Source organism: Pseudoalteromonas sp. SG45-1 (assembly GCF_014164135.1).
GTDB classification, from domain to species: Bacteria; Pseudomonadota; Gammaproteobacteria; order Enterobacterales; family Alteromonadaceae; genus Pseudoalteromonas; species Pseudoalteromonas distincta.
Genome location: NZ_JACJEP010000007.1, coordinates 122,296 through 146,056, shown reverse-complemented (window position 1 = coordinate 146,056; position 23,761 = coordinate 122,296). Strand labels below are relative to the sequence as shown.

Annotated in this window: 27 protein-coding genes; 16 read left to right on the top strand and 11 right to left on the bottom strand. The window is 39.5% G+C overall.

Annotation, left to right across the window (positions count from 1 at the left end; genetic code table 11):
* The first annotated feature begins 2 nt into the window (after nt 1-2).
* On the top strand, nt 3-407 hold the full coding sequence (locus H5117_RS08865; RefSeq protein WP_024597591.1) for an HIT domain-containing protein: 405 nt from the start codon (nt 3-5) through the stop codon (nt 405-407).
* Nucleotides 408-448: 41 nt separating this feature from the next.
* On the opposite strand, the gene H5117_RS08860 is transcribed toward H5117_RS08865, so the two are convergent.
* A complete protein-coding gene (locus tag H5117_RS08860) occupies nt 449-2,149 on the bottom strand; it encodes a dipeptidyl-peptidase 3 family protein (protein WP_039485046.1) in 1,701 nt (566 codons plus the stop codon).
* 296 nt (nt 2,150-2,445) lie between these two features.
* Here H5117_RS08860 and H5117_RS08855 point away from each other — a divergent pair, with 296 nt between their 5' ends.
* Nucleotides 2,446-3,285: an HDOD domain-containing protein gene (locus H5117_RS08855; protein WP_039485043.1), complete on the top strand. Its 840-nt coding sequence runs from the start codon at nt 2,446-2,448 to the stop codon at nt 3,283-3,285.
* A 55-nt stretch (nt 3,286-3,340) separates the two neighbouring features.
* Here H5117_RS08855 and H5117_RS08850 read toward each other — a convergent pair whose 3' ends face one another.
* Nucleotides 3,341-5,023, bottom strand: coding sequence for an amidohydrolase (locus H5117_RS08850; RefSeq protein ID WP_024597593.1), 1,683 nt, complete (start codon nt 5,021-5,023; stop codon nt 3,341-3,343).
* Between the two features lie 172 nt (nt 5,024-5,195).
* Here H5117_RS08850 and H5117_RS08845 point away from each other — a divergent pair, with 172 nt between their 5' ends.
* The 3 genes from H5117_RS08845 to H5117_RS20670 all read left to right on the top strand — a co-directional run bounded on the left by H5117_RS08845 (nt 5,196) and on the right by H5117_RS20670 (nt 6,239).
* A complete protein-coding gene (locus H5117_RS08845; protein WP_024597594.1) occupies nt 5,196-5,678 on the top strand; it encodes an energy transducer TonB in 483 nt (160 codons plus the stop codon).
* Nucleotides 5,679-5,822: 144 nt separating this feature from the next.
* Complete coding sequence (locus H5117_RS20675) at nt 5,823-5,990, top strand: hypothetical protein (RefSeq protein ID WP_259404298.1); 168 nt, start codon at nt 5,823-5,825, stop codon at nt 5,988-5,990.
* 18 nt (nt 5,991-6,008) lie between these two features.
* A complete protein-coding gene (locus H5117_RS20670) occupies nt 6,009-6,239 on the top strand; it encodes an energy transducer TonB (RefSeq protein ID WP_240915857.1) in 231 nt (76 codons plus the stop codon).
* A gap of 56 nt (nt 6,240-6,295) precedes the next feature.
* Here H5117_RS20670 and H5117_RS08835 read toward each other — a convergent pair whose 3' ends face one another.
* The 4 genes from H5117_RS08835 to H5117_RS08820 all read right to left on the bottom strand — a co-directional run bounded on the left by H5117_RS08835 (nt 6,296) and on the right by H5117_RS08820 (nt 7,450).
* Nucleotides 6,296-6,532 (bottom strand): calcium-binding protein, encoded by a 237-nt coding sequence (locus H5117_RS08835; protein ID WP_002961647.1) that lies wholly within the window; start codon nt 6,530-6,532, stop codon nt 6,296-6,298.
* A gap of 9 nt (nt 6,533-6,541) precedes the next feature.
* The gene (locus H5117_RS08830) at nt 6,542-6,778 is read right to left on the bottom strand and encodes a calcium dependent protein (RefSeq protein ID WP_033021630.1); all 237 of its coding nucleotides are present in this window, start codon (nt 6,776-6,778) and stop codon (nt 6,542-6,544) included.
* 186 nt (nt 6,779-6,964) lie between these two features.
* Entirely contained in the window at nt 6,965-7,192 is a 228-nt protein-coding gene (locus tag H5117_RS08825) for a hypothetical protein (RefSeq protein ID WP_024597597.1), read from the bottom strand.
* A 24-nt stretch (nt 7,193-7,216) separates the two neighbouring features.
* Nucleotides 7,217-7,450, bottom strand: coding sequence for an EF-hand domain-containing protein (locus H5117_RS08820; RefSeq protein WP_002961641.1), 234 nt, complete (start codon nt 7,448-7,450; stop codon nt 7,217-7,219).
* A gap of 330 nt (nt 7,451-7,780) precedes the next feature.
* Between H5117_RS08820 and H5117_RS08815 the strand changes: the two genes are divergently transcribed.
* Genes H5117_RS08815 through H5117_RS08800 form a run of 4 tightly spaced genes read left to right on the top strand, consistent with a single transcriptional unit; the run spans nt 7,781 to nt 11,646 of the window.
* Nucleotides 7,781-9,238: a sensor histidine kinase KdpD gene (locus H5117_RS08815; RefSeq protein WP_182716792.1), complete on the top strand. Its 1,458-nt coding sequence runs from the start codon at nt 7,781-7,783 to the stop codon at nt 9,236-9,238.
* A gap of 1 nt (nt 9,239) precedes the next feature.
* A complete protein-coding gene (locus H5117_RS08810) occupies nt 9,240-9,785 on the top strand; it encodes a hypothetical protein (protein WP_182737266.1) in 546 nt (181 codons plus the stop codon).
* A gap of 2 nt (nt 9,786-9,787) precedes the next feature.
* Nucleotides 9,788-11,137 carry a sigma 54-interacting transcriptional regulator gene (locus H5117_RS08805; RefSeq protein ID WP_182692549.1) on the top strand — a complete coding sequence of 450 codons (1,350 nt, stop codon included), beginning with the start codon at nt 9,788-9,790 and terminating at the stop codon, nt 11,135-11,137.
* Nucleotides 11,138-11,145: 8 nt separating this feature from the next.
* Nucleotides 11,146-11,646 carry a DUF1543 domain-containing protein gene (locus tag H5117_RS08800; protein ID WP_002961636.1) on the top strand — a complete coding sequence of 167 codons (501 nt, stop codon included), beginning with the start codon at nt 11,146-11,148 and terminating at the stop codon, nt 11,644-11,646.
* A gap of 30 nt (nt 11,647-11,676) precedes the next feature.
* On the opposite strand, the gene H5117_RS08795 is transcribed toward H5117_RS08800, so the two are convergent.
* Complete coding sequence (locus H5117_RS08795; protein WP_007581571.1) at nt 11,677-11,904, bottom strand: hypothetical protein; 228 nt, start codon at nt 11,902-11,904, stop codon at nt 11,677-11,679.
* Between the two features lie 132 nt (nt 11,905-12,036).
* Here H5117_RS08795 and H5117_RS08790 point away from each other — a divergent pair, with 132 nt between their 5' ends.
* Nucleotides 12,037-13,287: a multifunctional CCA addition/repair protein gene (locus H5117_RS08790; RefSeq protein WP_024597602.1), complete on the top strand. Its 1,251-nt coding sequence runs from the start codon at nt 12,037-12,039 to the stop codon at nt 13,285-13,287.
* A gap of 5 nt (nt 13,288-13,292) precedes the next feature.
* Here the strand turns inward: H5117_RS08790 and H5117_RS08785 are convergent, their stop codons facing one another.
* From H5117_RS08785 to pdsR, 3 genes are all read right to left on the bottom strand, one after another.
* On the bottom strand, nt 13,293-13,457 hold the full coding sequence (locus H5117_RS08785; RefSeq protein ID WP_182196201.1) for a hypothetical protein: 165 nt from the start codon (nt 13,455-13,457) through the stop codon (nt 13,293-13,295).
* A gap of 275 nt (nt 13,458-13,732) precedes the next feature.
* A complete protein-coding gene (pdsS, locus tag H5117_RS08780; RefSeq protein ID WP_182737262.1) occupies nt 13,733-15,871 on the bottom strand; it encodes a proteobacterial dedicated sortase system histidine kinase in 2,139 nt (712 codons plus the stop codon).
* Nucleotides 15,871-16,560 carry a proteobacterial dedicated sortase system response regulator gene (gene pdsR, locus H5117_RS08775; RefSeq protein WP_182716796.1) on the bottom strand — a complete coding sequence of 230 codons (690 nt, stop codon included), beginning with the start codon at nt 16,558-16,560 and terminating at the stop codon, nt 15,871-15,873. The genes pdsS and pdsR overlap by 1 nt, the downstream gene beginning before the upstream one ends.
* Before the next feature lie 204 nt (nt 16,561-16,764).
* On the opposite strand from pdsR, the gene pdsO reads away from it, so the two are divergent.
* The 3 genes from pdsO to H5117_RS08760 are packed head-to-tail and all read left to right on the top strand — an operon-like array spanning nt 16,765 to nt 20,163.
* Complete coding sequence (gene pdsO, locus H5117_RS08770) at nt 16,765-17,496, top strand: sortase-associated OmpA-like protein PdsO (protein WP_182737258.1); 732 nt, start codon at nt 16,765-16,767, stop codon at nt 17,494-17,496.
* 46 nt (nt 17,497-17,542) lie between these two features.
* Nucleotides 17,543-19,561 (top strand): marine proteobacterial sortase target protein, encoded by a 2,019-nt coding sequence (locus H5117_RS08765; protein WP_182737256.1) that lies wholly within the window; start codon nt 17,543-17,545, stop codon nt 19,559-19,561.
* A complete protein-coding gene (locus H5117_RS08760) occupies nt 19,558-20,163 on the top strand; it encodes a class GN sortase (protein ID WP_182692556.1) in 606 nt (201 codons plus the stop codon). The genes H5117_RS08765 and H5117_RS08760 overlap by 4 nt, the downstream gene beginning before the upstream one ends.
* On the opposite strand, the gene H5117_RS08755 is transcribed toward H5117_RS08760, so the two are convergent.
* On the bottom strand, nt 20,058-21,017 hold the full coding sequence (locus H5117_RS08755; protein WP_024597327.1) for a DMT family transporter: 960 nt from the start codon (nt 21,015-21,017) through the stop codon (nt 20,058-20,060). The genes H5117_RS08760 and H5117_RS08755 overlap by 106 nt on opposite strands.
* Nucleotides 21,018-21,136: 119 nt before the next feature.
* On the opposite strand from H5117_RS08755, the gene proB reads away from it, so the two are divergent.
* From proB to H5117_RS08740, 3 genes are all read left to right on the top strand, one after another.
* Entirely contained in the window at nt 21,137-22,240 is a 1,104-nt protein-coding gene (gene proB / locus H5117_RS08750) for a glutamate 5-kinase (RefSeq protein WP_182681788.1), read from the top strand.
* A gap of 101 nt (nt 22,241-22,341) precedes the next feature.
* Nucleotides 22,342-23,316: a GGDEF domain-containing protein gene (locus tag H5117_RS08745; RefSeq protein WP_182737254.1), complete on the top strand. Its 975-nt coding sequence runs from the start codon at nt 22,342-22,344 to the stop codon at nt 23,314-23,316.
* 56 nt (nt 23,317-23,372) lie between these two features.
* Entirely contained in the window at nt 23,373-23,732 is a 360-nt protein-coding gene (locus tag H5117_RS08740; RefSeq protein ID WP_002961611.1) for a glutaredoxin domain-containing protein, read from the top strand.
* Nucleotides 23,733-23,761: the final 29 nt, after the last annotated feature.

Here is a 23,761-nt window from a genome sequence, read left to right as displayed (position 1 = left end):
CAATGACTCACCCTGAATTTAAACTAGCGCCAGAACTTAAACGCGACTGTATAGAACTTGCCGATTGGCCGTTGTGTAAAGTACTTTTATTGAACGACAGCTTGTATCCGTGGTTTGTATTAGTGCCTAGGCAGGCTAACTTAAAAGAGATAATTGATTTATCTGAGGATGATCAAATTGTTTATTTAAAAGAGTCAGCCAAGCTAAGTAAATTATTAATGGATGTATTTAAACCTGATAAATTAAACATAGCGGCTTTAGGTAATATGGTGCCGCAATTACATATTCATCATATTGCGCGTTTTACGAGTGATGCTGCATGGCCTGCGCCAATATGGGGTAAACACCCAGCAGTGCCTTATACAGATCTACAAATCACAGAGCTAAAAAAAGCGCTGCAGTTTTAAGCTGCAACGCTTTTTTAGGGTTTAACTAAGTTTAACTAAACTTATTTAAGCCCTAGTACTTCCTTACCTTGCTTAAATGTTACATCTACAGGGATATTAGCTTTGCTTAGTTTTTCTAAGTCTTTAGCAAGTTCTTCTTTAATGTCGCCATGCGTTGCAATTAGTTGATCTACTTTTTCGTAATCGCCATCACCTTGTAAGGTTAAAATTAAGCGAGAAAGCTTGGCCATTGCAATGCTCATTTTTTCCATATTAACGCGGTATAAGCCTTCTTCATTTTTAGAAAAAGCACCTTCTTGAGCAAAAAAGTTAAAGCGGATCATATTTGCTTTACCATGCGCGCTTGATGCGCCAAAACGAACTGAGCGGAATATACCTGCCATGAAGGTGGTGTAATAATCTTCAATAGTGCCTTCAGTAATTTCGCCTTTTTTAAGTAACTGTTCAATCATGTATAGACCTAAAATATCGGCTTTACCTTCTTCAAGTGCACTTGCGTGTTCTTGTAGTGATTGACGAACAGTACCTTTACCTGTGATTGTATTTTTAATACCTAAACCGTGAGCCACTTCATGGAACATCGTATTGGCAAAAAATGCGTCAAAAGTAATGTGTTTACGCTGCTCTGGTACAATTAACTGCTCTGAAATTGGCACTAAAATTTTATCAAATTTAGCACGCATTGCGTTTTTAAGTTGCAGACGACGAGTTCCTTTTTCTAGCTGTACTTGCTCATCGTTTGGTAAGTTAATTGCTATTGTTTTACTACCCGCGTTTGAATGCCCAGCGTAGTAAACAACATCATATGCATTTAGGTCGGCGTCAGAGCCTGGTACTTCTTGTTTGTACTTAGCATCTACAGGTAAGCCTTTTTGAAGTTCAGGTAAAAATGCTGCAAACTTAGCTAAGCGTTCGCTCCATTTTAAATCTTTAATAAGTACGTAAGATTCATAAGCTGCGCGGTAACCAAATAATTGATCTTCATAAGTTTCAATTGGACCAATAACCACATCTACTGGGTTATTTTTCATATCCATCCAAGCAAAGTCAGATACTTGAAAGTCATCTTTTTGTAGAGCATCGGCACGCAAGTTTAGATAGTTAGCAAATTCTTTATCGTCAGCAAGTTTGCTTGCTTCACGTAAAATATCAGCGGCTTTTGCAAGCTCATCAGCGTATTCTTTTGAATAAGGCACGCTGTAAAGCTTACCTTGCTCATCACGCTTAATTACAGAATAAAGCCCTGTTTTATCTTCAACGTCTGCATTGTTTAACTCTTCTTTGGTTATATCAGCAGGGTAAAACTGTGCGCCAAGAGGTTTTTCTTTATAGCTGGATAAAAATGCTTCATCACCATTTAAACGATCCCATGGACCATAGTTAATATCAGCAAATTTACGTACTTTTTCATCGTTTAGTTTTGCTAAAAAAGCATCTTTATTTTCACCAAATGCTTGCTTCCAAAATAACTCATCCATTATTTTTGAAGCGTCAATAAGCTTTGCAACCATTGCTCGTTGATTATCGCTTAAGTGCGATAAATCACTTTGTAAGCTAAAGTCGGTGTAAATATCTAAACGTTGTTTATCTGCATTAATAAGCTTAGGGCCTGACTGTGCACTGCTTTTTTGAGCAAGCTCTACGGCTGTGTTGTCGGTAGAAGACGGCGCTTGTTCAGAACATGCGCTAAGAAAAACAACACCAGAGAGCATAATTGCTTGGCTAATTTTATTTAAGATCATTATATTGCCTGTTAAAAAGTAAGTTTAATAATTTGTACTGCTTTAGTTAAAATATTAAGTATGTACAAACGCTTCCTTATTGTGAGTGCATTAAAGCAAAACTAAATGGTAAATAGCAAGTATTTGGCGTTGTAAGGCAAGCATGAGCGGTAAAGCATTATAAATAAAAATAAACTTCTATAATTTTCTTAACTTTATCGGTAAGTTAGACAATACTAATTATATTACTAATACGAAAATTAACTGCCTGAGTTTGCAGTTACTTTACAGGCTGAACACAAAAGGATGGCAGCTTTATGTCTACAGAAAACGCTTTATTAACGATTCTAGTCGATAGAATAAATAACGATACGTTGGTTTTACCAACGCTACCTGAAGTAGCGATTAAGGTTCGCCAAGCTGCAGATAACCCAGATGTGAATTTAATCCAAATGTCAGATGTAATCTCACAAGATCCAGCGCTTTCAGCTCGTATGATAAAAGTAGCTAATAGTGCGATTATGGGACGTTCTGTAAAAGTATCTAATTTACAACAAGCAGTGACTCGTATTGGATTACGTCAAATTAAAAACATTGCTACAGCTATGGCTATGGAACAATTATTTGTATCAAATAATGAGCTAATTAAAGGCTACATGGGTAAGGCATGGCAAAAAACATTAACCGTTGCTAGCCATTCAATATCACTTATGGAGTTTTATTTAAAAAATAGTAAGCACACGTCACTTAACCGCGATTCTATTACACTCGCCGCACTTGTTTATAATATTGGTGTATTACCAATTTTAACTGAAGCTGAGCGCCACCCAGAGGTATTTGCTAATCCAAGCTTTTTGGCTCATGCAATTCAAAAGCTTAGCGGAAAGGTTGGCTCATCTATTATGCAAGCGTGGGAATTCCCTAAAGAGTTTGTTGATGTAGCTCAGAGCTGGGCTGACCCAAGTTACAAACCTGAAAAAGTAAGTTACGTGGATTTTATTCGAGTAGGGGCTATTTTAGAGGGCACGTTACAGGTTTCTGATAAGTCTGCAGCGCTGCAAACGTATATAGACAAAGGCGTTATACCGTCTATGCAGCTATTCACAAGTGATGAGTACAACGACATGCTAAAAGATGTGAAAAACATGTTTAGCTAAAAGTGCCTTCCTACACAACCAAAAAGGGTTAACTTGCGTTAACCCTTTTTTAGTTTTATTTTTCGGTGGTATTTTCTGTCTTAGTTTTTTCGTATCGCTTTATTCCTGCTACCCACGTTTGCAGTACGTTTGTTTTGTATATCTCGTCAACAGGCACTTTAAAGTAGTCTTTATCAATTAAAATAAAGTCGGCCCATTTACCTTTTTCTAAACTACCCACCTTAAATTCTTGATGAGCTGCATAGGCGCCACCAAGCGTAAATGCACGTAATGCATCTTCGCGGCTTAGTACTTCACTTGCGCGCCAGCCGTTTTCCGGTAGTTTGTTATGGTCCATGCGTGTAATTGCTGAATACAAACCATCAAATGGATTTGCAAGCTCTACAGGGTAATCAGAGCCCGCAGCAACAACCGAACCTTGCTGTAAAAATGTTTGCCACGCGTAGGCGCCGCTTAGTTGTTTTTCAGTTAAACGCTGCTCTGCCATATGCATATCTGAAGTGGCATGCACTGGCTGCATTGAAGGGATTATTTTTAACGCTTTAAAGCGAGGGATATCATCAGGGGTTACAATTTGGGCGTGCTCTATTCGGTTTCGTAGTAATATACCGCCCGTTTTTTTAAATACATTTTGATAGGCATCAAGTACTACTTTATTTGCTTTGTCGCCAATGGCGTGAGTATTTGCGCTAAAGCCGCTTTTAAAGCTTTGTGTAAAGAGTGCTTCGAGTTTCTCTTGTGTTTCAAGCATTAAACCATGGTGACCAGGTCTGTCTGCATATTCTTCAATAAGTGCTGCACCACGAGAGCCCAATGCGCCATCGGCGTAAACTTTAACACTGCGAATTTCCATAAAGTCATTTTTGTCGTGGTATCGGCCTGCCTTTAACATTGTGTCTAAATCAGGGCTTGCACCACTTAACATTGCCACAATACGTAGCGGTAAATTACCAAGGTCGCCGCGCTCTTTATAAACCTCCCATGTGGTTTTATCAATACCTGCATCGTGAGTAGAGGTAATGCCTAAACTTAATAAATGTTTACCTGCTGCATCAAGTGAGTCACTTATATCTTGTTTTGAAGGGGCTGGCATATGCTGGGTAATTAGCGATTCTGCTTTGTCTACAAAAATACCCGTAGGATTGCCAAATTCGTCTTTAATTATCTCACCGCCTTCAGGTGCTTTTGTTTGGGCGGTAATACCTGCAAGTTCGAGCGCTTTTGAATTAACCCAAATGGCGTGGCTATCAACTCGAGAAAGCACCACAGGTCGATCGTTAACTACTTTGTCTAAATCTTTAGCAGTAGGAAAGCGTGTATCAGCCCAAAGCTCTTGGTTCCAACCTCGCCCTATAATCCAACCTTGTTTGTTATCGGCAAATACTTTTAGTTTATTCGTTGCTTCATCAACCGATTCTGCACCGCGTACATCAAGTTGCGATAAATTATCGCCAAGGCCAATAACGTGCCCATGAGCATCAATTAAGCCTGGTAATAAGGTATTACCGTGCGCGTCAATTAGCTTGGCATCTGGGTAGCTATCTTTAAGTGTATCGCTACCTAGTTTTACTACCTTGCCATTTTTAATAACGAGGGTAGTAAACTGCTGTACTTCACCTTGGTATAAAGGGGTATAACCATTGGCGTTATAAATTACTTTTGTTTGTGCAATAGTGTAACTAGAACTAGCGCAAAGGCTGGCTAGTATGAGTGGTTTGATTATTTTTTTGAGCGACATGGTTACTTAATTTTTATTGTTAATTTACTTACATTAACAAACTTGATTTTATAATACCAATGAATTGATAGGCCTCATTATAAGGTTTTTCTCTTTACTAACTGTTTACAAAATAGGTAATTGATGTGATTATTTAGTATGTAAAACAATCAATAAAGCACAAGGAAACGCTATGAAAGCCCTCTATTTATTACTCCCATTAACTTCATTACTTGCGGCATGTGGAGCAACACCTACGACAGAGGAAACTGTTGAAAAGCTAGATTATATAGATTTATCAAGTGTTGAGCTGCGCGATAGGGTGAAAGACTATTGGAATATTTTAACAAGAACAGAACCACAATATCCAATAGCTGCTGCAAAAAAAGGTCTTGCAGGTTGTGTAGAACTCATGACTATCATTAATTCTGAGGGTAGGGCGCAAGGATATAAAGTAACCTCCTCATATCCTAAAGGGTTATTTGATGAAGCCGCAGCTCAATCTTTAAGTACATGGGCCTGGTTGCCTACTAACGTAAATGTAGCTAAACAGCCTGTTCTTACTCATATTAGAATTGATTTCACTATTGACTCAAAACCAGTAGGTGAAAAATATTTAAAGAATTGTCCGGCTGGCGAAGCATTTCAAATAACGGGAGAAAGAAGAAAGTCATAAGATTTTAAGTGGAGTATTTATATATCTCACTTTGGTGGTGCGTTTGCATAACAGGTAATTGATGCAACTACTTAAAAAATTATTTATAACGAATTAATAAGGGAATGCTATGAAAGCTCTCTATTTATTACTCCCTTGAGCATGATGCTGACAGCCTGTAGCTCAATGTCTGATAAACAAGTAAACGATGAAATGCCGAGTTTTATTGATTTATCAAGTCCTGAACTGCGAAGTAAGGTAGGTGAATACTGGGATGTTGCTAAAAGAGTTGAGCCGCGATGTCAGATAGAAGCTGCAAAGAAAAGTATTTAAGGCTGTGTTGAGTTTGCTATGTTAATTAATTCACAAGGTGAAGTCCAAGGGTATAAGGTTGTCTCGTCTTACCCTGAGGGCGTGTTTGATATTGATGCGGCAGCTGCTGTGGGTTTATGGCGCTGGAAACCGACAGTTGAAAATACGAGTAAGCAACCGATTCTAACTTATCTCAAAATGGATTTTATGGTGAGCCCAAAACCTACTGATGCAGAGTACTTAGCGCATTGTTCTAAAAATAAAGTCTGAACGTAATTAATAGTATAAATATAATAAGCTAGGTGTTTGTGTACCTAGCTATAAGACTACTTACTTGCATATAAACTGTATTCACTTAGCGTTAGCTTGCCGTCTTTGTCTTGATCATAGCTTGAAAATCGAGACCACAAAGCGGGGTCTACAGCGGTTTCTGAACGTGTTAAAAAACCATCCTGGTTTCTATCAAGTTTTTCAAATTGCTCTGCAACATTGTTGCTTGCAGCAAAGCCTAATGTGCTAAAAATACTAAACGCAAAAAGCGCTATATAGCTTGTTTTTTTCATGAAAAATACTCAGTAGAGGTTATTGGTAAGGTAATTTTTAAATTCGATTAACGAAATTTGGTTATCTTGGTTTTTGTCCCATTTTACAAATGTGTTTAATAGTTGTGGTTGGGGATCAAGTTCGTCATGCGTTAAATAGCCACTTTTGTCGCTATCGAGGTGATCAAAGCGTTGCTTTACATCAAGTGCAGCGGCATCAAAGCTTAATAGCATTAAGATGCTTATAATAAGGGGAAGTATCTTCATGGTGTTCCTTCCAAAAGATGTATTTAAAGTTTGTGGCTAAAATAAAGTGAAAAGGAAAAAGCACTTGCCGTAATTTAACTCCCAACATTAAATCCTTTTACACACTCCCTCAGGGATTATGGCAAATGCTTTTAATTCCAGTTTACCTATAACAAGCTTAAGTAAAGCTTAATCAGTAATTACTCATTAAGGTTTAAAGCTTTCAAATTCTTTTTTTGAGACCTTTTCATCACCGTCTTCATCTAAGTCGGCAAATTGTCTCATTACTTCCTTATCTTCCTTTGCTTCTGCAATTGATATTTGTCCGTCCATGTCTTTATCTAAGTGGGCAAAACGCACATTTGTTGGCGATGCAATTACGGTGGCACTAATTGCTAAAAACATTAATGAAAAAGCGGCTATAAGTTGTTTCATAATCACGTTCCTTATTAAATGAGTTTATTGAATAAATTTTTTGAATTCATCTAGCGACAATTGCCCATCTTGATTAGTATCAATTTGAGAAAAATTCTCGTGTAACACAGCATCTTCACCTGCTTCGGCTTCACTTAATGTGCCGTTACTGTCTTTATCAAGTTCGTTAAAAGTCGCGTGAACGTCCATTGCGTGTGCATTAGCGCCTAAAAAGCCTAAAGCCAGTAATGATGAAATTACTAAAATGCGTTTGTTCATAATTATTTCCTTATTGATTAAAGTTATTACTCCTATTACAAAAATGGTGCCAATAATAATTGTTGTTATTTTTCAATTGGTTATTGTTTTAGCTTTAAGCCAGTGAGAAGTTTTTACTGGGTTTATTGTAATTTTTGTGCGCCTTTTGCAACACTATTTAATGGGGTTAAAAGGGAGTTTATTAAAATCAACGAGTTACGTTGTCTCTATTTGGCGACACATTGTTTTGTAGTGCTGGCTGTTAATCGTATTAAATATAATTGCTGGTTCAGCTAGTGTATAAGGTAAGCACTTAATAATAGAACGCTTAACTTAAAAGGACTAAACGAAATGCCAGCAACCATAGCTAAAAAATACCAAGCAATGCTTAACTGGCGGCCTAATTTAATTGGGCAATTTGCAATGAGTATGCTGCTTTCACTACTCCCGCTTTCTATAGTGGTGATTGTATTTTTAAATGCGCTTAACAAGCAATTAGCGGTTACTCAAAGTATTGTGAGTAACAACTACCAAGTTACCAAATCGTTTAACACTTTAAAGCAAGAACTCAACAGTCTTGAACGCGCCACTAGGCAAAACTGGGTATTAAAAAGTGAATCGCTTGATAAGCTCATTGTCGATAAATGGCAATCATCCCTACAAAGCATTGATGAACTCAAATTTGTAAACACGAATAAAGAGTATATCCACCAATGGCAACGCTTATATACCACCTTACAAACCGCGCATGTAAAACTCGTTGAGCAAAAACAACAACAAGCTGAGCTATTTGTGCCAGTGAGCGATTTAATTGCTGAACTTACTTTATGGTTACGTGATAAAAACGAAGCGCAAATTACCAATAACCAAAATGAGCTTACAAGCCTGCAAGCTTCATTTATAAACTGGCTGGTGGCACTTATTCCACTGACTTTAATTGTTGGGGGAGGCTTTTTATGGCGTATAAGTGGGCGACTAAAAGGGTTAACTACGGTTATTGATAAGCTTGGGCAGGGGCATTGGCAGCAAAAAATATCTGTTAAAGGTTCAGCTGAGCTTGTTGAGCTAGGAGAAAAGCTCCAATGGGTACAAGAACAGCTTCATATGCTTGAGCAGCAAAAAGATACTTTTTTACGCCATGTAACTCATGAGCTAAAAACGCCGCTTGCTTCAATGGTTGAAGGCACTGACTTATTAACTGATGAAATAGTAGGCCCAATTACCGCTGAGCAAAAAGCAGTGCTTGAGCTTATTAGCCAATCTATGGTGCGCCTTCGCACAATGATTGACAGTTTGCTGAGTTATAATGCGATTCGCACCAGTAAAGACAGCTTAAGCGAAGTTGAATTTAGTCTTCTTATTAATAAAATTAATAGCCATTTTGAGCATCGCTTAACTGCGCGTGAGCAAGCTCTGCAGTGGCAAAATACTTTACCTAACAAACCGCTTGCTTTACCTAGTGAGCTTATTGAGATGATTTTAATTCAGCTTATTTCAAATGGCTTAAAATTTTCAGAGGATAAGCAAAGCGTTACTATTAATTTAGCGCTTGAGCAAAACCAGCTTTGTATCGTTGTACTTGATAAAGGGTGCGGTATTAAAGAGCAAGAAAAAACTCAAATTTTCAGCGCATTTTATCAAGGTAAACACAGTAAAAATGTTACGCTGCAAGGCAGTGGACTGGGTTTAACTATTGTAAAAGAGTCTGTTGAACAGCTAAGAGGTACACTTAGTGTTGAGCATAACGAGCCACATGGTTGCCGGTTTTCAATTAAAATTCCCATAACAAAAAATCTAGGAGTTAATTAACATGCGCTTGCGTTTAATCGCTATTTTATGTGTGCTCAGTAGCAGCATGGTTATATCAGGTTGTGAAATTAATAATGGGCAAGAAGAGCGTGTGTCAATTACACCTGCACCTGTGGTCGATACAAAAAAAACGACCGACAAAAACAGTAATCCTAGTCCAAAACCTAGACCAAAAATTGAACCAAGCTATCCTCCTGCAGAGCAAGTTATTGCATGGCACGCTAATCAGTGTGGTGGATTTAAATTGATACCTAGCAAAGATGTTTTTACAGGCGAAAACGAGCTTAAACGCTTTTTTAAGTTCATGTGCTTAAACATAAATGGTGATCCAAATACGGTAATGACTAAGTTGCTAAAGCTCGATCTTGCTTTCTTTTGGCCTGATGACATAAAGCAATATTTATGGCTTCAAAAGCAGCAAGTAACTATGCAAATAAATGCTAAAAAAGAGCAGCAAGCACTTAATAATAAAATGCAAGAAACCCTCTCATCGTTAGCAACGATTGAGCAGCAACTTTTACTACGAGAAGAAACGAAGGAGCAGTAACGATGGCCGCAACTAAAGTACAAGGTGCAAAAGTATTACTCGTAGACGACGACGCTAGCTTATTAAAACTGCTCGCTATTCGTATTGAATCAAAAGGATACGAAGTAACAACCTGCGAAAGCGGCTTAACCGCACTGCAAATACTTAAAAGCCAAGTGTTTGACGCCGTAATAACCGACTTACGTATGGATGAAATGGATGGTATGGCACTGCATCGTCAGCTGCAAAGCCGTTACCCTGCATTACCTGTCATTATGATGACAGCGCACGGCTCAATTCCTGATGCAGTAGAGGCAACTAAGCAGGGCATTTTTGCATTTATAACTAAACCAGTGGATAAAGATGAGCTATTTGACAGCCTTGCTAAAGCGATAGAAATTCATGGTGTTAACGCCGATGAAGCTGCACCTAAAAGTAATATAGTTACGCGCAGTGGTGCAATGCTGCACTTGTTAGAGCAAGTAAAACTACTTGGGCCAACGCAAGTTAATGTACTTATTTCGGGGGCTAGTGGTACTGGTAAAGAATTACTCGCACAGGCGATTCATCAGCATAGCCATGTAAGCGGTGGCCCTTTTGTTGCAATTAACTGCGGTGCTGTACCAGGGGAGCTTTTAGAGTCCGAATTATTTGGTCATAAAAAAGGCTCGTTTACGGGTGCAATTAAAGATCACCAAGGTTTGTTTCAACAAGCACAGGGTGGCACGTTATTTTTAGACGAAATAGGCGATATGCCGCTTAACTTACAGGTTAAGTTACTGCGCGTATTACAAGAAAAAACAATTCGCCCAGTAGGTTTTCAAGAAGAGGTAGCAATTGATGTACGCATAGTGTCGGCAACACATAAAAATCTTCCTGAAGCTATTTTAAACCAGCAATTTAGAGAAGATTTATACTATCGCTTAAACGTAGTTAATTTAAAATTACCGCCACTGTGTGAGCGCCGCGAAGATATAAGCTTATTAGCACAGCACTTTAGTGCAAGCATTGCTAAGCGCATGAACCAAACTGAAAAACACTTTGCAAGCGATGCTATGCATGCGCTTGTACGTTACGACTGGCCAGGTAATATCCGCCAATTACAAAACGTAGTAGAGCAGGTTGTAGCATTAACGCCAAGCGATGTTATTTCAGAGCATTTAGTGTTAGCTGCGCTAAATAGTAACGAAACAAACGTAGAACCATTATCACTAAACGACGCTAAAAAAGAGTTTGAGCGCGACTATGTAATTAACACTTTAAAAATGGCAGGTGGTAACGTAGCTGAAGGCGCTAAGCTTGCCAAGCGCAATCGCTCAGATTTTTATAAGTTGATTAAAAAGCATAATATTGATGTTGATAATTTAGGTTAAGGAAAAGCATGCAGTTATTTATGGTGTATTTAGGTGGCCGGATTCAAGGTTGCCATATTGAAATGCATGATATTCGTTTTGTAGTAGGGGAGAATATAGAGCAAACCTACTCAAAGTTAAAAAGCCAGTGGGTAGGAGACAGAAGTAGTGTTCACATGGATAGCTACATGGCAATTAATCATATTGATGGCTTTAAAGTAGAAGTTGTTGATAGCTATGTGGAGCAAAATAAACAACTCTATTTTGTAAATTTAGGCGCTTACAGAAGTGATTCCATGGCTGAGCAACATGACTTTGCACTGTATGTTGCAAGCAGTAGCCATGAAGCTAAAGAGCGCGCTAAAAACGATTTGCTCGCAGGGCTTAGTCATATTCATAAAGATGATTTACATGATGTGGACGATTGCTTTGCCATTGATTTACTCGACAGCCAGCTAAACATTAAGCTCACGCCCAGCGGTATATCGCAGCCGATAAAGCCAGACTGGTTTGGCTATCACATACTTTAAATTATAATAAGTAGCTAAAACAGAGTAGGATTAAGAGTCCTGCTCGTTTTGCTCATCTTTTTCGCTTTTAGCCGCCATTTTAAACGCCACAATAACCAACCCAAACATAGCAAACGGCAGTGCTGCCAACATGTATTCAACCACATTACTGTCTTGAAAATTTGCTTGTAGTAAAAAGTGACCCGCCACACACATTAAAATAACCACTAATAAAATGGGTAGTAACATGAGTTCTTTTTTTGATGAATGGTTTTTCATTAATTGTGAGGCTATAGCTAAAAATAATGCGCCATTGTAATGAGCTTACTTAAGCTTGGCAAATACCGCAGAATTTTTTAATTAATGATATGATTAGCGTCAAATAATTGGGCAAGTGTTATTGGGAATAAAGTGAAAAGTAACTTAAAACAAGTTTACCTCGTTGGCGGTGCAGTGCGCGACAAACTGCTAAATATAAAATCAAAAGATAACGACTATGTAGTGATTGGGGAAACACCAAAAACGATGGAATCGCTTGGTTTTGTGCCAATAGGTAGTGACTTTCCGGTTTACTTACACCCAAAAACAAAAGAAGAATATGCACTAGGGCGCACAGAGCGTAAAAGTGGCAAAGGCTATACAGGCTTTGTGGTTGATGCCAGCCCAACCGTTACGCTAGAAGAAGATTTAGCAAGGCGTGATTTGACCATAAATTCAATGGCGCTTGATGAACACGGTAATATTATTGACCCGTTTAATGGCCAAACTGACTTACAAAATAAAACACTGCGCCACACCACTGAGGCATTTGTAGAAGACCCTGTTCGAGTACTGCGTATTGCCCGTTTTTTAGCGCGCTATGGCAGTGATTGGCGTATTCACCCAAGTACCTATGCATTAATGCGCGAGCTTAAAAATAAAGGTGAGCTAAATCATTTAGTATCTGAGCGCGTGTGGCTTGAAACTGAAAAAGCACTGGGTGAAAAGCACCCTGAGCTTTATTTTGAAGCACTGCAAGGTTTAGGTATTTTTCCAGAACTTGAGCGCATGGTTAATGTACCGCAACCGGCAAACCATCATCCTGAAGGGGATGTATTTGTTCATACTATGTTGGTACTTAGGCGTGCAGCTGATTTAAATTTTAACTTAGAAGCACGTTTTGCTGCACTTACCCATGATTTTGGTAAAGCGCTTAGTTTTAAAAAGCATGGAAACCTACGTGGGCACGAACGCGAAGGTGTTGCAGTTATTGAGGCGTTTTGTGAGCGCTTAAAAGTGCCTAACCGTTTTCGTGATGTTGGCGTACTCACCAGTGATAATCACACCCTTTGCCATACAATTGATCAGTTAAGGCCGCAAACCATTCACAAGCTAATAGTGACTAACTTAAATGCGTTGGTACACCCAGAACGTTTTATAGCGTTTACCCAAGCATGCCAATGTGATGCACAAGGGCGTGGTGAAACACTGGTCGATAAGCCATACCCGCAAGCAGCTAAGCTGCGAGCAATTCATACTGAACTGCAAAAAATGGATAAGAAACAAGTAGTGCAAGATGCACTTAAAAATGGCAAAAAAGGCCCTGAAATAGGCGAAGAAGTAAAACTTGCAGAAATAAACTGCATTAAAGCATTTTTAGAACATGAGAAGTCCCAAGCGTAATAAAATTAGACTAAGTAGTGCGATACACCTTGGTTTTTAGTCGCGTCGTGCTTTCTTAGCTCTTTGTAATTGGTGTTTTTTGGTTTTACCTCTTCGGACTTGGGCTTTTTAGAGGGCCTGTATAAGTCAAAAATAAAGTCTAGTTCTTCACGCTCTAGTGATGGTTTCATGAGTATTCCTTCAATTTAATACTTTAATATGATGTAGGGTATGGTCATTCGACTGAATAAAAAGTGAATAGTTACATTTGAAGTTGTACTAAATTGTAACCGGCAGCTTTTAAGGGATGAGAGGGGTTGTTTGTTAATTTATATAGAGTTAAGATAAATTAAAGTAACTCTTTTTAACTAAAAATATACAGCTTAATTTATTACGTACTTACTATTTGCATATAATGCTGTGGCTATAAATATAACGGTACAGATATAACGGTATAAATACAGCCCTAACTATTAGCTAACGGCAGTGTTACGGTAAATACTACACCATCACCTTGTTCGTTGTTTTGCGCGGTTACACTGCCTTTATGGTAGTCGCACACCAGCCTTACAATATAAAGCCCTAATCCCAGATGTGGCTGTTGCTGCATTTGCTGGCTACGTACCGACACCATTGAATCAAAAATATGCTCAGTTAACCCTTCGGGTAACGCGGGACCAGTATTACTCACTGTTAATGTTGCTTTATTTTCGCTCTGCTTAAGGCTTACATTAATAGCCGTATTGGCTTTGCTGAACTCCAGCGCGTTACTAATAAGTTTATCAAGCAGCTGAGCTATAAACTCCGGTGCACCTTGCATAGGTAATTTTCTTTGGCATACATCAAGCGTAAATAACTGGTTTGGGTAAGTAAGCTGATAGCCTTGCATACAGCCATTTATTACTTTTTGTAAATCAAAAGGCTCAGACTCGTTGCTTTGAATACTCTGCTCAAGGCGAGTTGCTTCACTCATGGTGGTTATTATTTTACCTAAGCGTTCAACGCCTTCACTGGCGCGGTTGAGGTATTTTTGACTCAGCTCGTTTTGTGGCAAGCTTTGTAAGTTCTCGAGTGACGAGCGCACTACGGCAACCGGCGTGCGCAGCTCATGTGATAACCGCGACGACATGTTTTCTAAGTAATCGGTATAGCCACCAAGTCGGCTCACAATGTTTGAAAAACTACGAGACAGGTCGCCAATTTCATCGTTAGCATCGCTGTAATTAATACTCCCTGTAACACGTCCTTGTGCATCAATTGCTTGTTCAGCTGTATCGCGCAGTCGCCTAATTCGGTTCGATATACGTGAGGCAAAAAAGAACAAGGTGACAGTACCAATTAGCATCACAGCTAAAATAACGTTAAAGAGTTTTTCGAGCGATTTGTTACGCAGCGTACGTACGCCGTTTGTGGTTTCCTCTGCTATTACCGCGCCAATTACTTGGTCTTGAATCCAAATAGGGTAAGCGGCCGATAAAATAACGGCTTTACTGTCGGGTGTTAATCGCCAAGACGATGCAGGTTGTCCTTTTAATGCTTTCGCTAAATGTGTGCCCTGCATAGAAGCTACATCGTGCAGGGTATCTAAAAACTCATTTTCGGGGCGCGTTAATATTTTATAGTAAATTGGGTGTAAGTAATTTTGCTCAAAGCGCTGCCACCAAGTTTCAGGTGCTTTGTTAGCAAGTCCATCAGCCCATACGCCATCTGCATTTTGAATAGTACCCGATTGCGCAAGTACACGATGATGGTTATCAACCACCCAAATGCGGCTACCACTGTGGCCCATACCTTTTAAAATACGGCTAATTTCTGGGGAAGGGACTAATACCGAGCCTAAATCGTTTGGGTTATTTAAGTTTGAGGTCGACATTATTTTAGGCTCTAGCAATGCCTCTTTACTATCAATGTCAACAATAGCAAAGCCAAGTTTGTTGCCCAGCATGCTAATAGGAAAGCGCAGCTCTACGTTATAACCTGATTCGGTACTTTCAAAATAGCCCTGAATTTTTGTAAAAGGGGCTTTGGTATTTGCATCAAACGCATTAACCCAGCCATCTTGGCGTGGCGCAATTATATAGGTATTAAATTGGCCGTCAGGTGTTTTTAAGCCAATTTGTAAATAATCGTTATTGGTAATGCTTAAACTATTTTTAGCGCGATAAATAAGGGTATTGTCGGTGACTTTAAATGCGGCGTATAAGTAGTTATCAAACTTGCCAACCATATGATCAAACGATAAGTCACTGGCTTGATGTTTGTTATCTGTTTTTTGTAAGTAGCGCTTGTCGTAATGCCAAAATAGCGGTTGATAGCTGTCCCAATCGTTAAGTTTACCGTCGAGCTGAATAGGGTTTTTAAGATTATAAGCGTATAAATCGCGGCCTTTTACTACTTGGTCTAAAAAGTTGGTTTGCTCGTCAAATAATGCAGGGCGCTCATGTAATGCAGTAGCAAGTGCACGAGTGGTGCCTACGAGGGTTTTTTCTTGGCCTTGGCGTAAAAACTTTTCCATTTCCCATACGTACTCGTAGCCAAGCCACGGTAGCAAAAACAAAAAACATGAAAGTAATATAAATTTACTGCGCAGACCAAATCGTAGCATTAGTGTTGTTCCCAACGGTAGCCCATACCATACACGGTATCTATGCAATCAAAGGTGCTATCGATTGCTATAAATTTTTTACGAATACGTTTTACGTGCGAAGTAATAGTGCTGTCGTCTACATAAATTTTTGCATCGCTCATTAAATCGTTACGGCTTTTAACATGGCCTGGTCGCTGGGCAAGTGAATGCAGCATCCAAAATTCGGTTACGGTTAAATCAACTAATTGTTGCTGCCAAAATACCTGCATACGTTGCGTGTCGAGCGTTAACTGCCCGCGTGTTATGAGTGCATTTGCATCAGCGGGTTGTTCAAGTGCTTCCATGCGGCGAAATAGCGCACCAATACGTGCAGCCAAGTGGGCCAAGCTTATGTCTTTTGTTAGGTAGTCGTCGGCGCCCATGCGTAGGCCGCATACGGTATCTATTTCGCTATCGCGGGCGGTTAAAAAAATAATAGGCAGTGTTTTAGAAAGCGATCGCAATGTTTGGCACAGTAAAAAACCACCATCTATTTCATGGCCTAGGCCAATATCAACAATGGCTAAATCGGGCAGGGCATTTTTAAATTCAGCTTCAGCGCTAGCGCGATCGGCAAAGCCACTTACTTGGTAGCCCTGTGCACTCAACATTTCTATGTAGTTTTCGCGGATTGCGGGTTCATCTTCAACAATGGCTATTTTTTTCATCTTAATCATTATCCTATCGGCTCTGTTGTGCACTATATCGAAGTTTTTAAGCTAAGTACGCTTAAAAAGGCAATTGCCATTTTTTTGCCACAATTGCTCAGCAGTTTGCCATTTTTGATCCCCTTTGTTGCCACTTGAGCTTGTTTTAATAGGTCCATCAAAACAAAACATCACAAATTAAAAAGTAAGTTTAAGGATCAAATCATGAAGAAGACATTAATTGCGTTAACACTCGTTGCTATTTTTTGTACTCCAGCAATTGCCTCAACATCTAACACGCCATCAAAAGAAGCCCATAAAGAAACGGCTATTGGTTTAGGTGCAGGCGCTATTATTGGCGGCGTAGTAGGCGGGCCAATAGGTGCGTTTATTGGGGCATTTGCCGGTGGTTTAATAGGTGATTCAAAAGTAGCAGATAACAAAATTGCAGAGCAGGAGCGTGCAATTAAGGTTATGAAAGAAAAAACCAGCGATTACCAACACGTGCTTAACCACAATAATATGTTAGAGCAACAGCTAGAAGTGCTTGCCAATCAAAATGAGCAGTTAACTCAAGTTCAAATTAATAACTTATTGGCGATGACGGTGCAATTTAAAACAGGTTCAAGTGTTATTGCCCCGCATTTTGCGCTGCAGTTAGACCAACTCGTTAACTTGTTAAACAACCAACCACAACTCGCCCTTGATTTAAGTGGCTTTGCCGATCAGCGCGGCGATGAGCAAGCTAACCTTTTACTTTCTAAAGCGCGTGTAAATGCCGTGCAAAGCTATTTAATAAAACACGGCGTGAGCCATAAACGCTTAAGCACGCAGGCATTTGGCGAGCAGCAAACATTGGCTAATAGCAACACGGTGGAAGATAACTTTTTTGATAGACGCGTAACGCTTACCACTCGCTCAATGAACTCTGTAAATGGCCAAACGGCGAGTAACTAAAACTAACTGAATCTAAGTAAAACAAAGCGTTCGATGGAGTGATTTTATGTTGAGTAAACCAACCAAAATGCTTACTAAAGTAAGCATTTTTATATTCATAGCGATTGTGCTGTTAGCGAGCTTTAAAAGCCAAGCGCAATCACCCAAGTTAGAACTTTTTGATAGCAATGGTGTGCCAGCAGGACCAGCAATAATATTAAAAAGCGACGCCAATATGACCTTAACTGGCCTGATTAATCATGTTGTAGTCACGCAAACCTATCAAAACGAAAACCCGTTTGCGGTTAATGCGCGCTACGTTTTTCCATTGCCTGATGAAAGCGCCGTACATGCCATGACTATGCGTATAGGTGAGCGAGTCATTAAAGGCCAAATTGATAAAAAGGTAGAGGCCGAAAAAAAATACGAGGAGGCTAAAAAAGCAGGTAAGCAAGCGGCCCTTGTACGCCAGCAACGCGCCAATATGTTTATTACGAATGTGGCAAATATTGGCCCTGGTGAGCAAGTAATTATTGAGCTTGAGTATCAAGAAATAATTGATTACAGCAGCGGCACATTTGCTATTAGATTTCCTACTACCATTACACCGCGTTATCACGCGATTAGTGGTGAGGTTGAGGTGAGTACTCAGAACCAAACGCACGTTAACTCACTCCCAACGGGATGGTTAAGCCCTGTTTACAGTATTAAAAGCAGTAATCAAAATGATAACGTACCAAGCAGCCAATTTAGCTTAAACATAGATATAGACGTAGGCTTAGAGCTGGTGGATATCAATTCTAAATTTCACAATGTTGATGTGCAAAACACCGCGTTTGGACAATATAAAATAGCGTTAAATGAGACAAATGCAGTTAATCGCGACTTTGTACTTGAGTTTAAACCGCTGCAAAAAGAGCAAGCTCAAGCTGCATTTTTTACTCAGCAGTTTGAAAATGGTGACCGATACGGGCTTGCTATGCTAATGCCACCAGGGGATCACTTTACACAAACTCAACGCTTACCTCGTGAAATGGTATTTGTAGTTGATACGTCAGGCTCTATGCACGGGCAATCTATGGAGCAAGCTAAAAAAGCCTTGTTTTATGCGCTGTCATTACTCGATAGCGACGACAGCTTTAACATTATTGGTTTTGACAACATAGTAACTCCAATGAGCGATAAGCCACTTATAGCCAGCGACTTTAATTTACGCCGTGCAGAGCGATTTATTTATAGCCTAGAAGCCGACGGCGGCACTGAAATACAAGGTGCGCTTAATGCCGTACTTGATGGTAGCGAGTTTGATGGTTTTGTACGCCAAGTTGTATTTTTAACTGATGGCAGCGTAAGCAACGAGGACGCATTGTTTAAAAATATTCAAAGTAAGTTAGGTGATAGCCGCTTATTTACAGTGGGTATTGGCAGCGCACCGAATAGCTTTTTTATGCGCCGAGCGGCAGATATAGGCAAAGGCTCATTTACGTTTATAGGCAGCACAAGCGAGGTGCAACCTAAAATGCAGCAGTTGTTTGATAAGCTTGCACATCCGGCTATTACTAGCTTGGCGCTAAGCGATGAAAGCGGTAATAGCTTAGATTTTTGGCCATCACCACTTCCTGATTTATATTTTGGCGAGCCTATCATGGTCGCTATAAAACTTAATAATGCTAAAAATGTGGTACTTGCTGGGCAAACAGCACAAGGGCCTTTAAGTATTAAATTAAGTACACAAAATAGCTCAAGCGCTCAAGGTATAGCAAAACTGTGGGCGCGCCAAAAAATCAAGTCATTACTTTTATACAACGAGCAAAGTGTAGTTAAAGATGAAGTACAGGAGCTTGCGCTTACTCATCAATTACTTAGCCCGTTTACTGCTTTTATAGCGATTGAACAAACTCAAATAAAAGAAGTGGCAGAGCAAACGGCGCAAGCTACTAATGCAGTACCGCAAGGTATGGCAATGCGCTTACCGCAAACTGATGGGCAAAGCAGGTTACATATATTGCTAGGTTGTATTTTATTATTGGGATTTGGCGCCCTTAAAATAAACCGATCATTTAAATTAAGCAGGGCACGTAAATGAAAAAGTGGCTAAGCGCGGGTTTACTAATAGCTGGGCTTGGATTATTTGGTCACGGCGCTTATATGCAGGCAAAAGCGTGGCTTGCTCAAGTATTAATTGAGCAAGCATGGCAAGAGGCGCTTAAATCACCCGGCATTAAAGTAAAACCGTGGTATTACGCCGACAGCTACGTGACTGCAAAGCTTGATTGGCCAAGCCATAATAAAACATTAAGTGTATTGGCAGGAGCAAGCGGGCGTAACTTAGCGTTTGCGCCTAGCCAATTTTTACCCGCAGGGGAGCTGGGCGGAAAAGAGTTTGGAAACGAAAAAGGCGCGCTAATAGCAGGGCATAACGACACCCACTTTGCATTTTTACAACACGCCAAAGTGGGAGAGGCGTTTACTTTGCAACTGCAAAGTGGGGTGATTCAAAATTATAAGGTAACGGGGATTGAGGTTATTCATCAATCCCAAAACTCATTTTTACAAACACCTGGGCTGTATTTGCTTACCTGTTACCCTTTTGATTCACTTGCCTCGGGTACTGATTTAAGGTTGCTTGTATCTGCGCAAATGTCTTCGCCTGATTCGCTAAGCGGTATATCAACCACGAGTTCTTGATGGCGCTGGCTTACCATTACGCCAATAAATACCACAAATATGCTCAGCCATTGCCAAACGTTGAGCACTTCGCCCAAAATAATAGCTGACAAAATAAGTGTAAAAATAGGAATTAAATTAGAGTACGCAGCAGCGGTTAATACTGATACTTTGCTAATTGCATAGTTGTACATGCCGTAGCCGCCAAGGGTTACACACGAACCTAAATACAAAATGCTCATGAGCGCAGTTAAGTCGTGCTGGTTTTCGCTTGGTAGGTCGATAAAAAATAAAAATGGCGCAAAAAACAAGCTGCCGCTAATACCTTGCAAAGCAATTAAAGTTAGGGGCGAGTAGCGATTAGCTAAATGTTTAATACTTACGGTATAAAATGCAGCGCACACCATCGCCATAAGCTCTAAAAAGTTACCTAGTAACGGATTAGGTGCTTGGTCGGTACTTGGTGAAAGAAGCGTAAGTAAAATACTGCCGCCTATACACAGCGTAAAACCGACAACAATGGCTTTGCTTATATGCTCTTTAAGTAATACAAAGGCAAGCAACGCAATAATAATAGGCAAGCAAGAGACAATAACACCAGCCTGCGAGGCTGATGTGTATTCCATTGCATGGCCTTCAAATAAAAAGTATAAGCAAGGCTCAGCAAGCGACATACCCACTAAATACTTCCAGTCACCTTTTAAGTACTCAAACCGAATAACGTAGCGCCATAAACAAAGCGACAAAACTAACGTGGTGAGCATGCGTAAAAATATCACCAATGCAGGGTCGTAAATAGCAATGGCGTATTTGAGCGCAATAAAAGAGCTGCCCCATAAAAAGGTGGCAATAATTAAACATAAACTGGCAGGCATAGAGAGTAATTTACTTAATTTAATAAAATCAGATCCTAGCATGAAAATTTTTAACTTGTTCAAAAATACCGAGCTGGTATAAATTAATTCATCTTTAATTAATCAATAGTAAAAAGCACATGCAAAGGGAACAGGTAATAGTTGTAAAGCTTGGTACAAGCGTACTAACTGGCGGCACCGATAAGCTAGACAAAGCACATATGGTTGAATTAGTACGCCAATGCTGCGAGCTTAAAAAGCAGGGGCATCAGGTTATTTTAGTGTCGAGCGGCGCGGTAGCTGCTGGGCGCGAACAACTATTAAAACCCTGTGGCAGAAGCTTAATTGATAAACAAATGCTTGCTGCAATTGGACAAGGTCAACTTATTCATATTTGGCAGAGCTTGTTTGCTTTATATGGGGTAAATGTAGGGCAAATGCTGCTTACCCGCGCTGATGTAGACGACAGAGAGCGCTACCTTAATGCCCGCGATACACTCAATGCGTTATTAAATTACGACGTTGTGCCCATCATTAACGAAAATGACGCAGTCGCTACCAGTGAAATAAAAGTAGGCGACAACGATAATTTATCGGCACTTGTTGCTATTTTGGCTAATGCTAATAAATTATTGCTACTTACCGATCAAGAAGGGTTATTTACCAGCGATCCTCGTACCAATGCCGATGCTACCCTCATTGGCGAAGTAACACATATAAACGATGAGCTGCGCCAACTTGCTGGTGGCAGTGGTACAAACTTAGGTACTGGCGGCATGGCAACCAAATTACAAGCAGCCGACATCGCAAGGCGCGCAGGTGTTGAAGTTATTATTGCTAAAGGCGCAGGTAAAAACGTTATTTTAAAATGTATGAGTGACGAGTTACCTGGTACACGCTTTTTAAAACTCACCGCCCCAAAAGATGGCCGTAAAAAATGGCTACTAGCTGGGCCTAAAAGTACCGGCCAAATTGTTATAGATACAGGTGCTATTAGTGCCCTTCAAAATAAAGGTGCAAGCTTACTTGCTAAAGGCGTTACTAATGCATTTGGACGTTTTGAAAGAGGCGATTTAATTGATTTAATAGATACTAAAAATCAAGTGATTGCACGTGGCTTAACGCGTTTTAGCAGTACCGAGGTAAATAAAATCAAAGGCGCACATTCAAATCAAATAGGTGAGTTACTTGAATACGATAGTGGTGCAGAAGTATTGCATCGCGACGACTTAGTATTACTTTAATACCTGTTCTAAAGGATTAGTTAATAAGTATTACCTCATAACTTAGTAAATTCATGAGTATTGTCTAGACTAATAAAAGTTTAATTAGTTTAGGCAGTGTAATGAAGGCAAATAAGTGTGGGCACGAATGGATTATTAAGCTTACCCAGCAAGAGGAAGAAAGTGATTTAGATAGCGCATTAATACAAATAATTAGCGACTTGCTCGAAGTTGATAATTTTGCCATTTATGTCAATAAAAATTTTTCAGCCCCCATACCCCCAACTCTTATTAATTCAAACAGTAATTTAGAGCAATTAAGCCCAGATGAAGCATCATTGTTATTACAAAAGGTCACTCAAAATAAAATTAGGGTGAGCTATGCCTTTAGTAGCACAACAAGTTACGTGCCTATTTATCATTTTGGAAAAGTAGTCGGCACTTTATTAATAGAAACCGAGCAAGAATTACCAGAACGAACAACTATGTTAGCTGTACATATTTTAAATATTTATGCTAATCAGCTTGGGCTATTATATAAGTCGCGGTTAGATCCACTTACAGAGCTTTTAAATAGGCAAACATTTGATAAAAAAGTAATTGAGATTGTATCGGGTAACGGTTTTTTGTTACCAAGAAATGATAACAATAAAAAGCGACGTTGGTATTTAGCTATTGCCGATATCGACAACTTTAAAAATATTAATGATAACTACGGGCATGTAATTGGCGATGAGGTTATTTTACTTGTTGCACGGCTACTAAAAAATAATTTTAGAATTGAAGACTATGTATTTAGGTATGGTGGTGAAGAATTTGCAATGTTATTTCAAGCAAAAACAGAGACTGATGCACATGTTGCACTTAACCGGTTACGCCTTAATGTTGCCCAATACCCTTTTCCACAAATTGGCCAATTAACCATTAGCATTGGTTTTTTAGAGTTAGTGAGTATTGATACTGTATCGAGTATTGTAAATCAGGCTGATTTAGCGCTTTACTACTCTAAAAATACTGGCCGTAATAGAGTTACCTCCTACAGTGAATTAGAAGTTAATAACGAACCAAAGATAGATAATAGTATTGAGCTTTTTTGATTGTAAATTTGTGCTAAAATCTGGCTCCTTAAATTGTTGTAAGCAGAGCACAGAACATGAAATTAGTTCGTTGGTTTTTAGGTTGTATAATCTTATTCTTTAATTTTGTATTTACTCCTCGCAGTAAAAAGCGTGCAAGCGACGAGCAAGCACAGCTTGATCAGCAAACCTCACAATTTAAACTGTACCAATTTAAAGCATGCCCGTTTTGTGTAAAAGTACGCCGCGCTATTAAGCGCGAAGGCTTAAACATAGAAACGCGTGATGCAAAAAATAATGAGCAATATCGTCAAGAGCTTCTTGAGCAAGGCGGCAAAGTTAAAGTGCCTTGCCTGCGTATAGAGAAAAATGGCCAAGTACAATGGCTGTATGAATCAAACGATATTATTGCTTACTTAAACAAAGTAGCTGCATAAACCACTTTTATTATCTCACTTATTTAAAG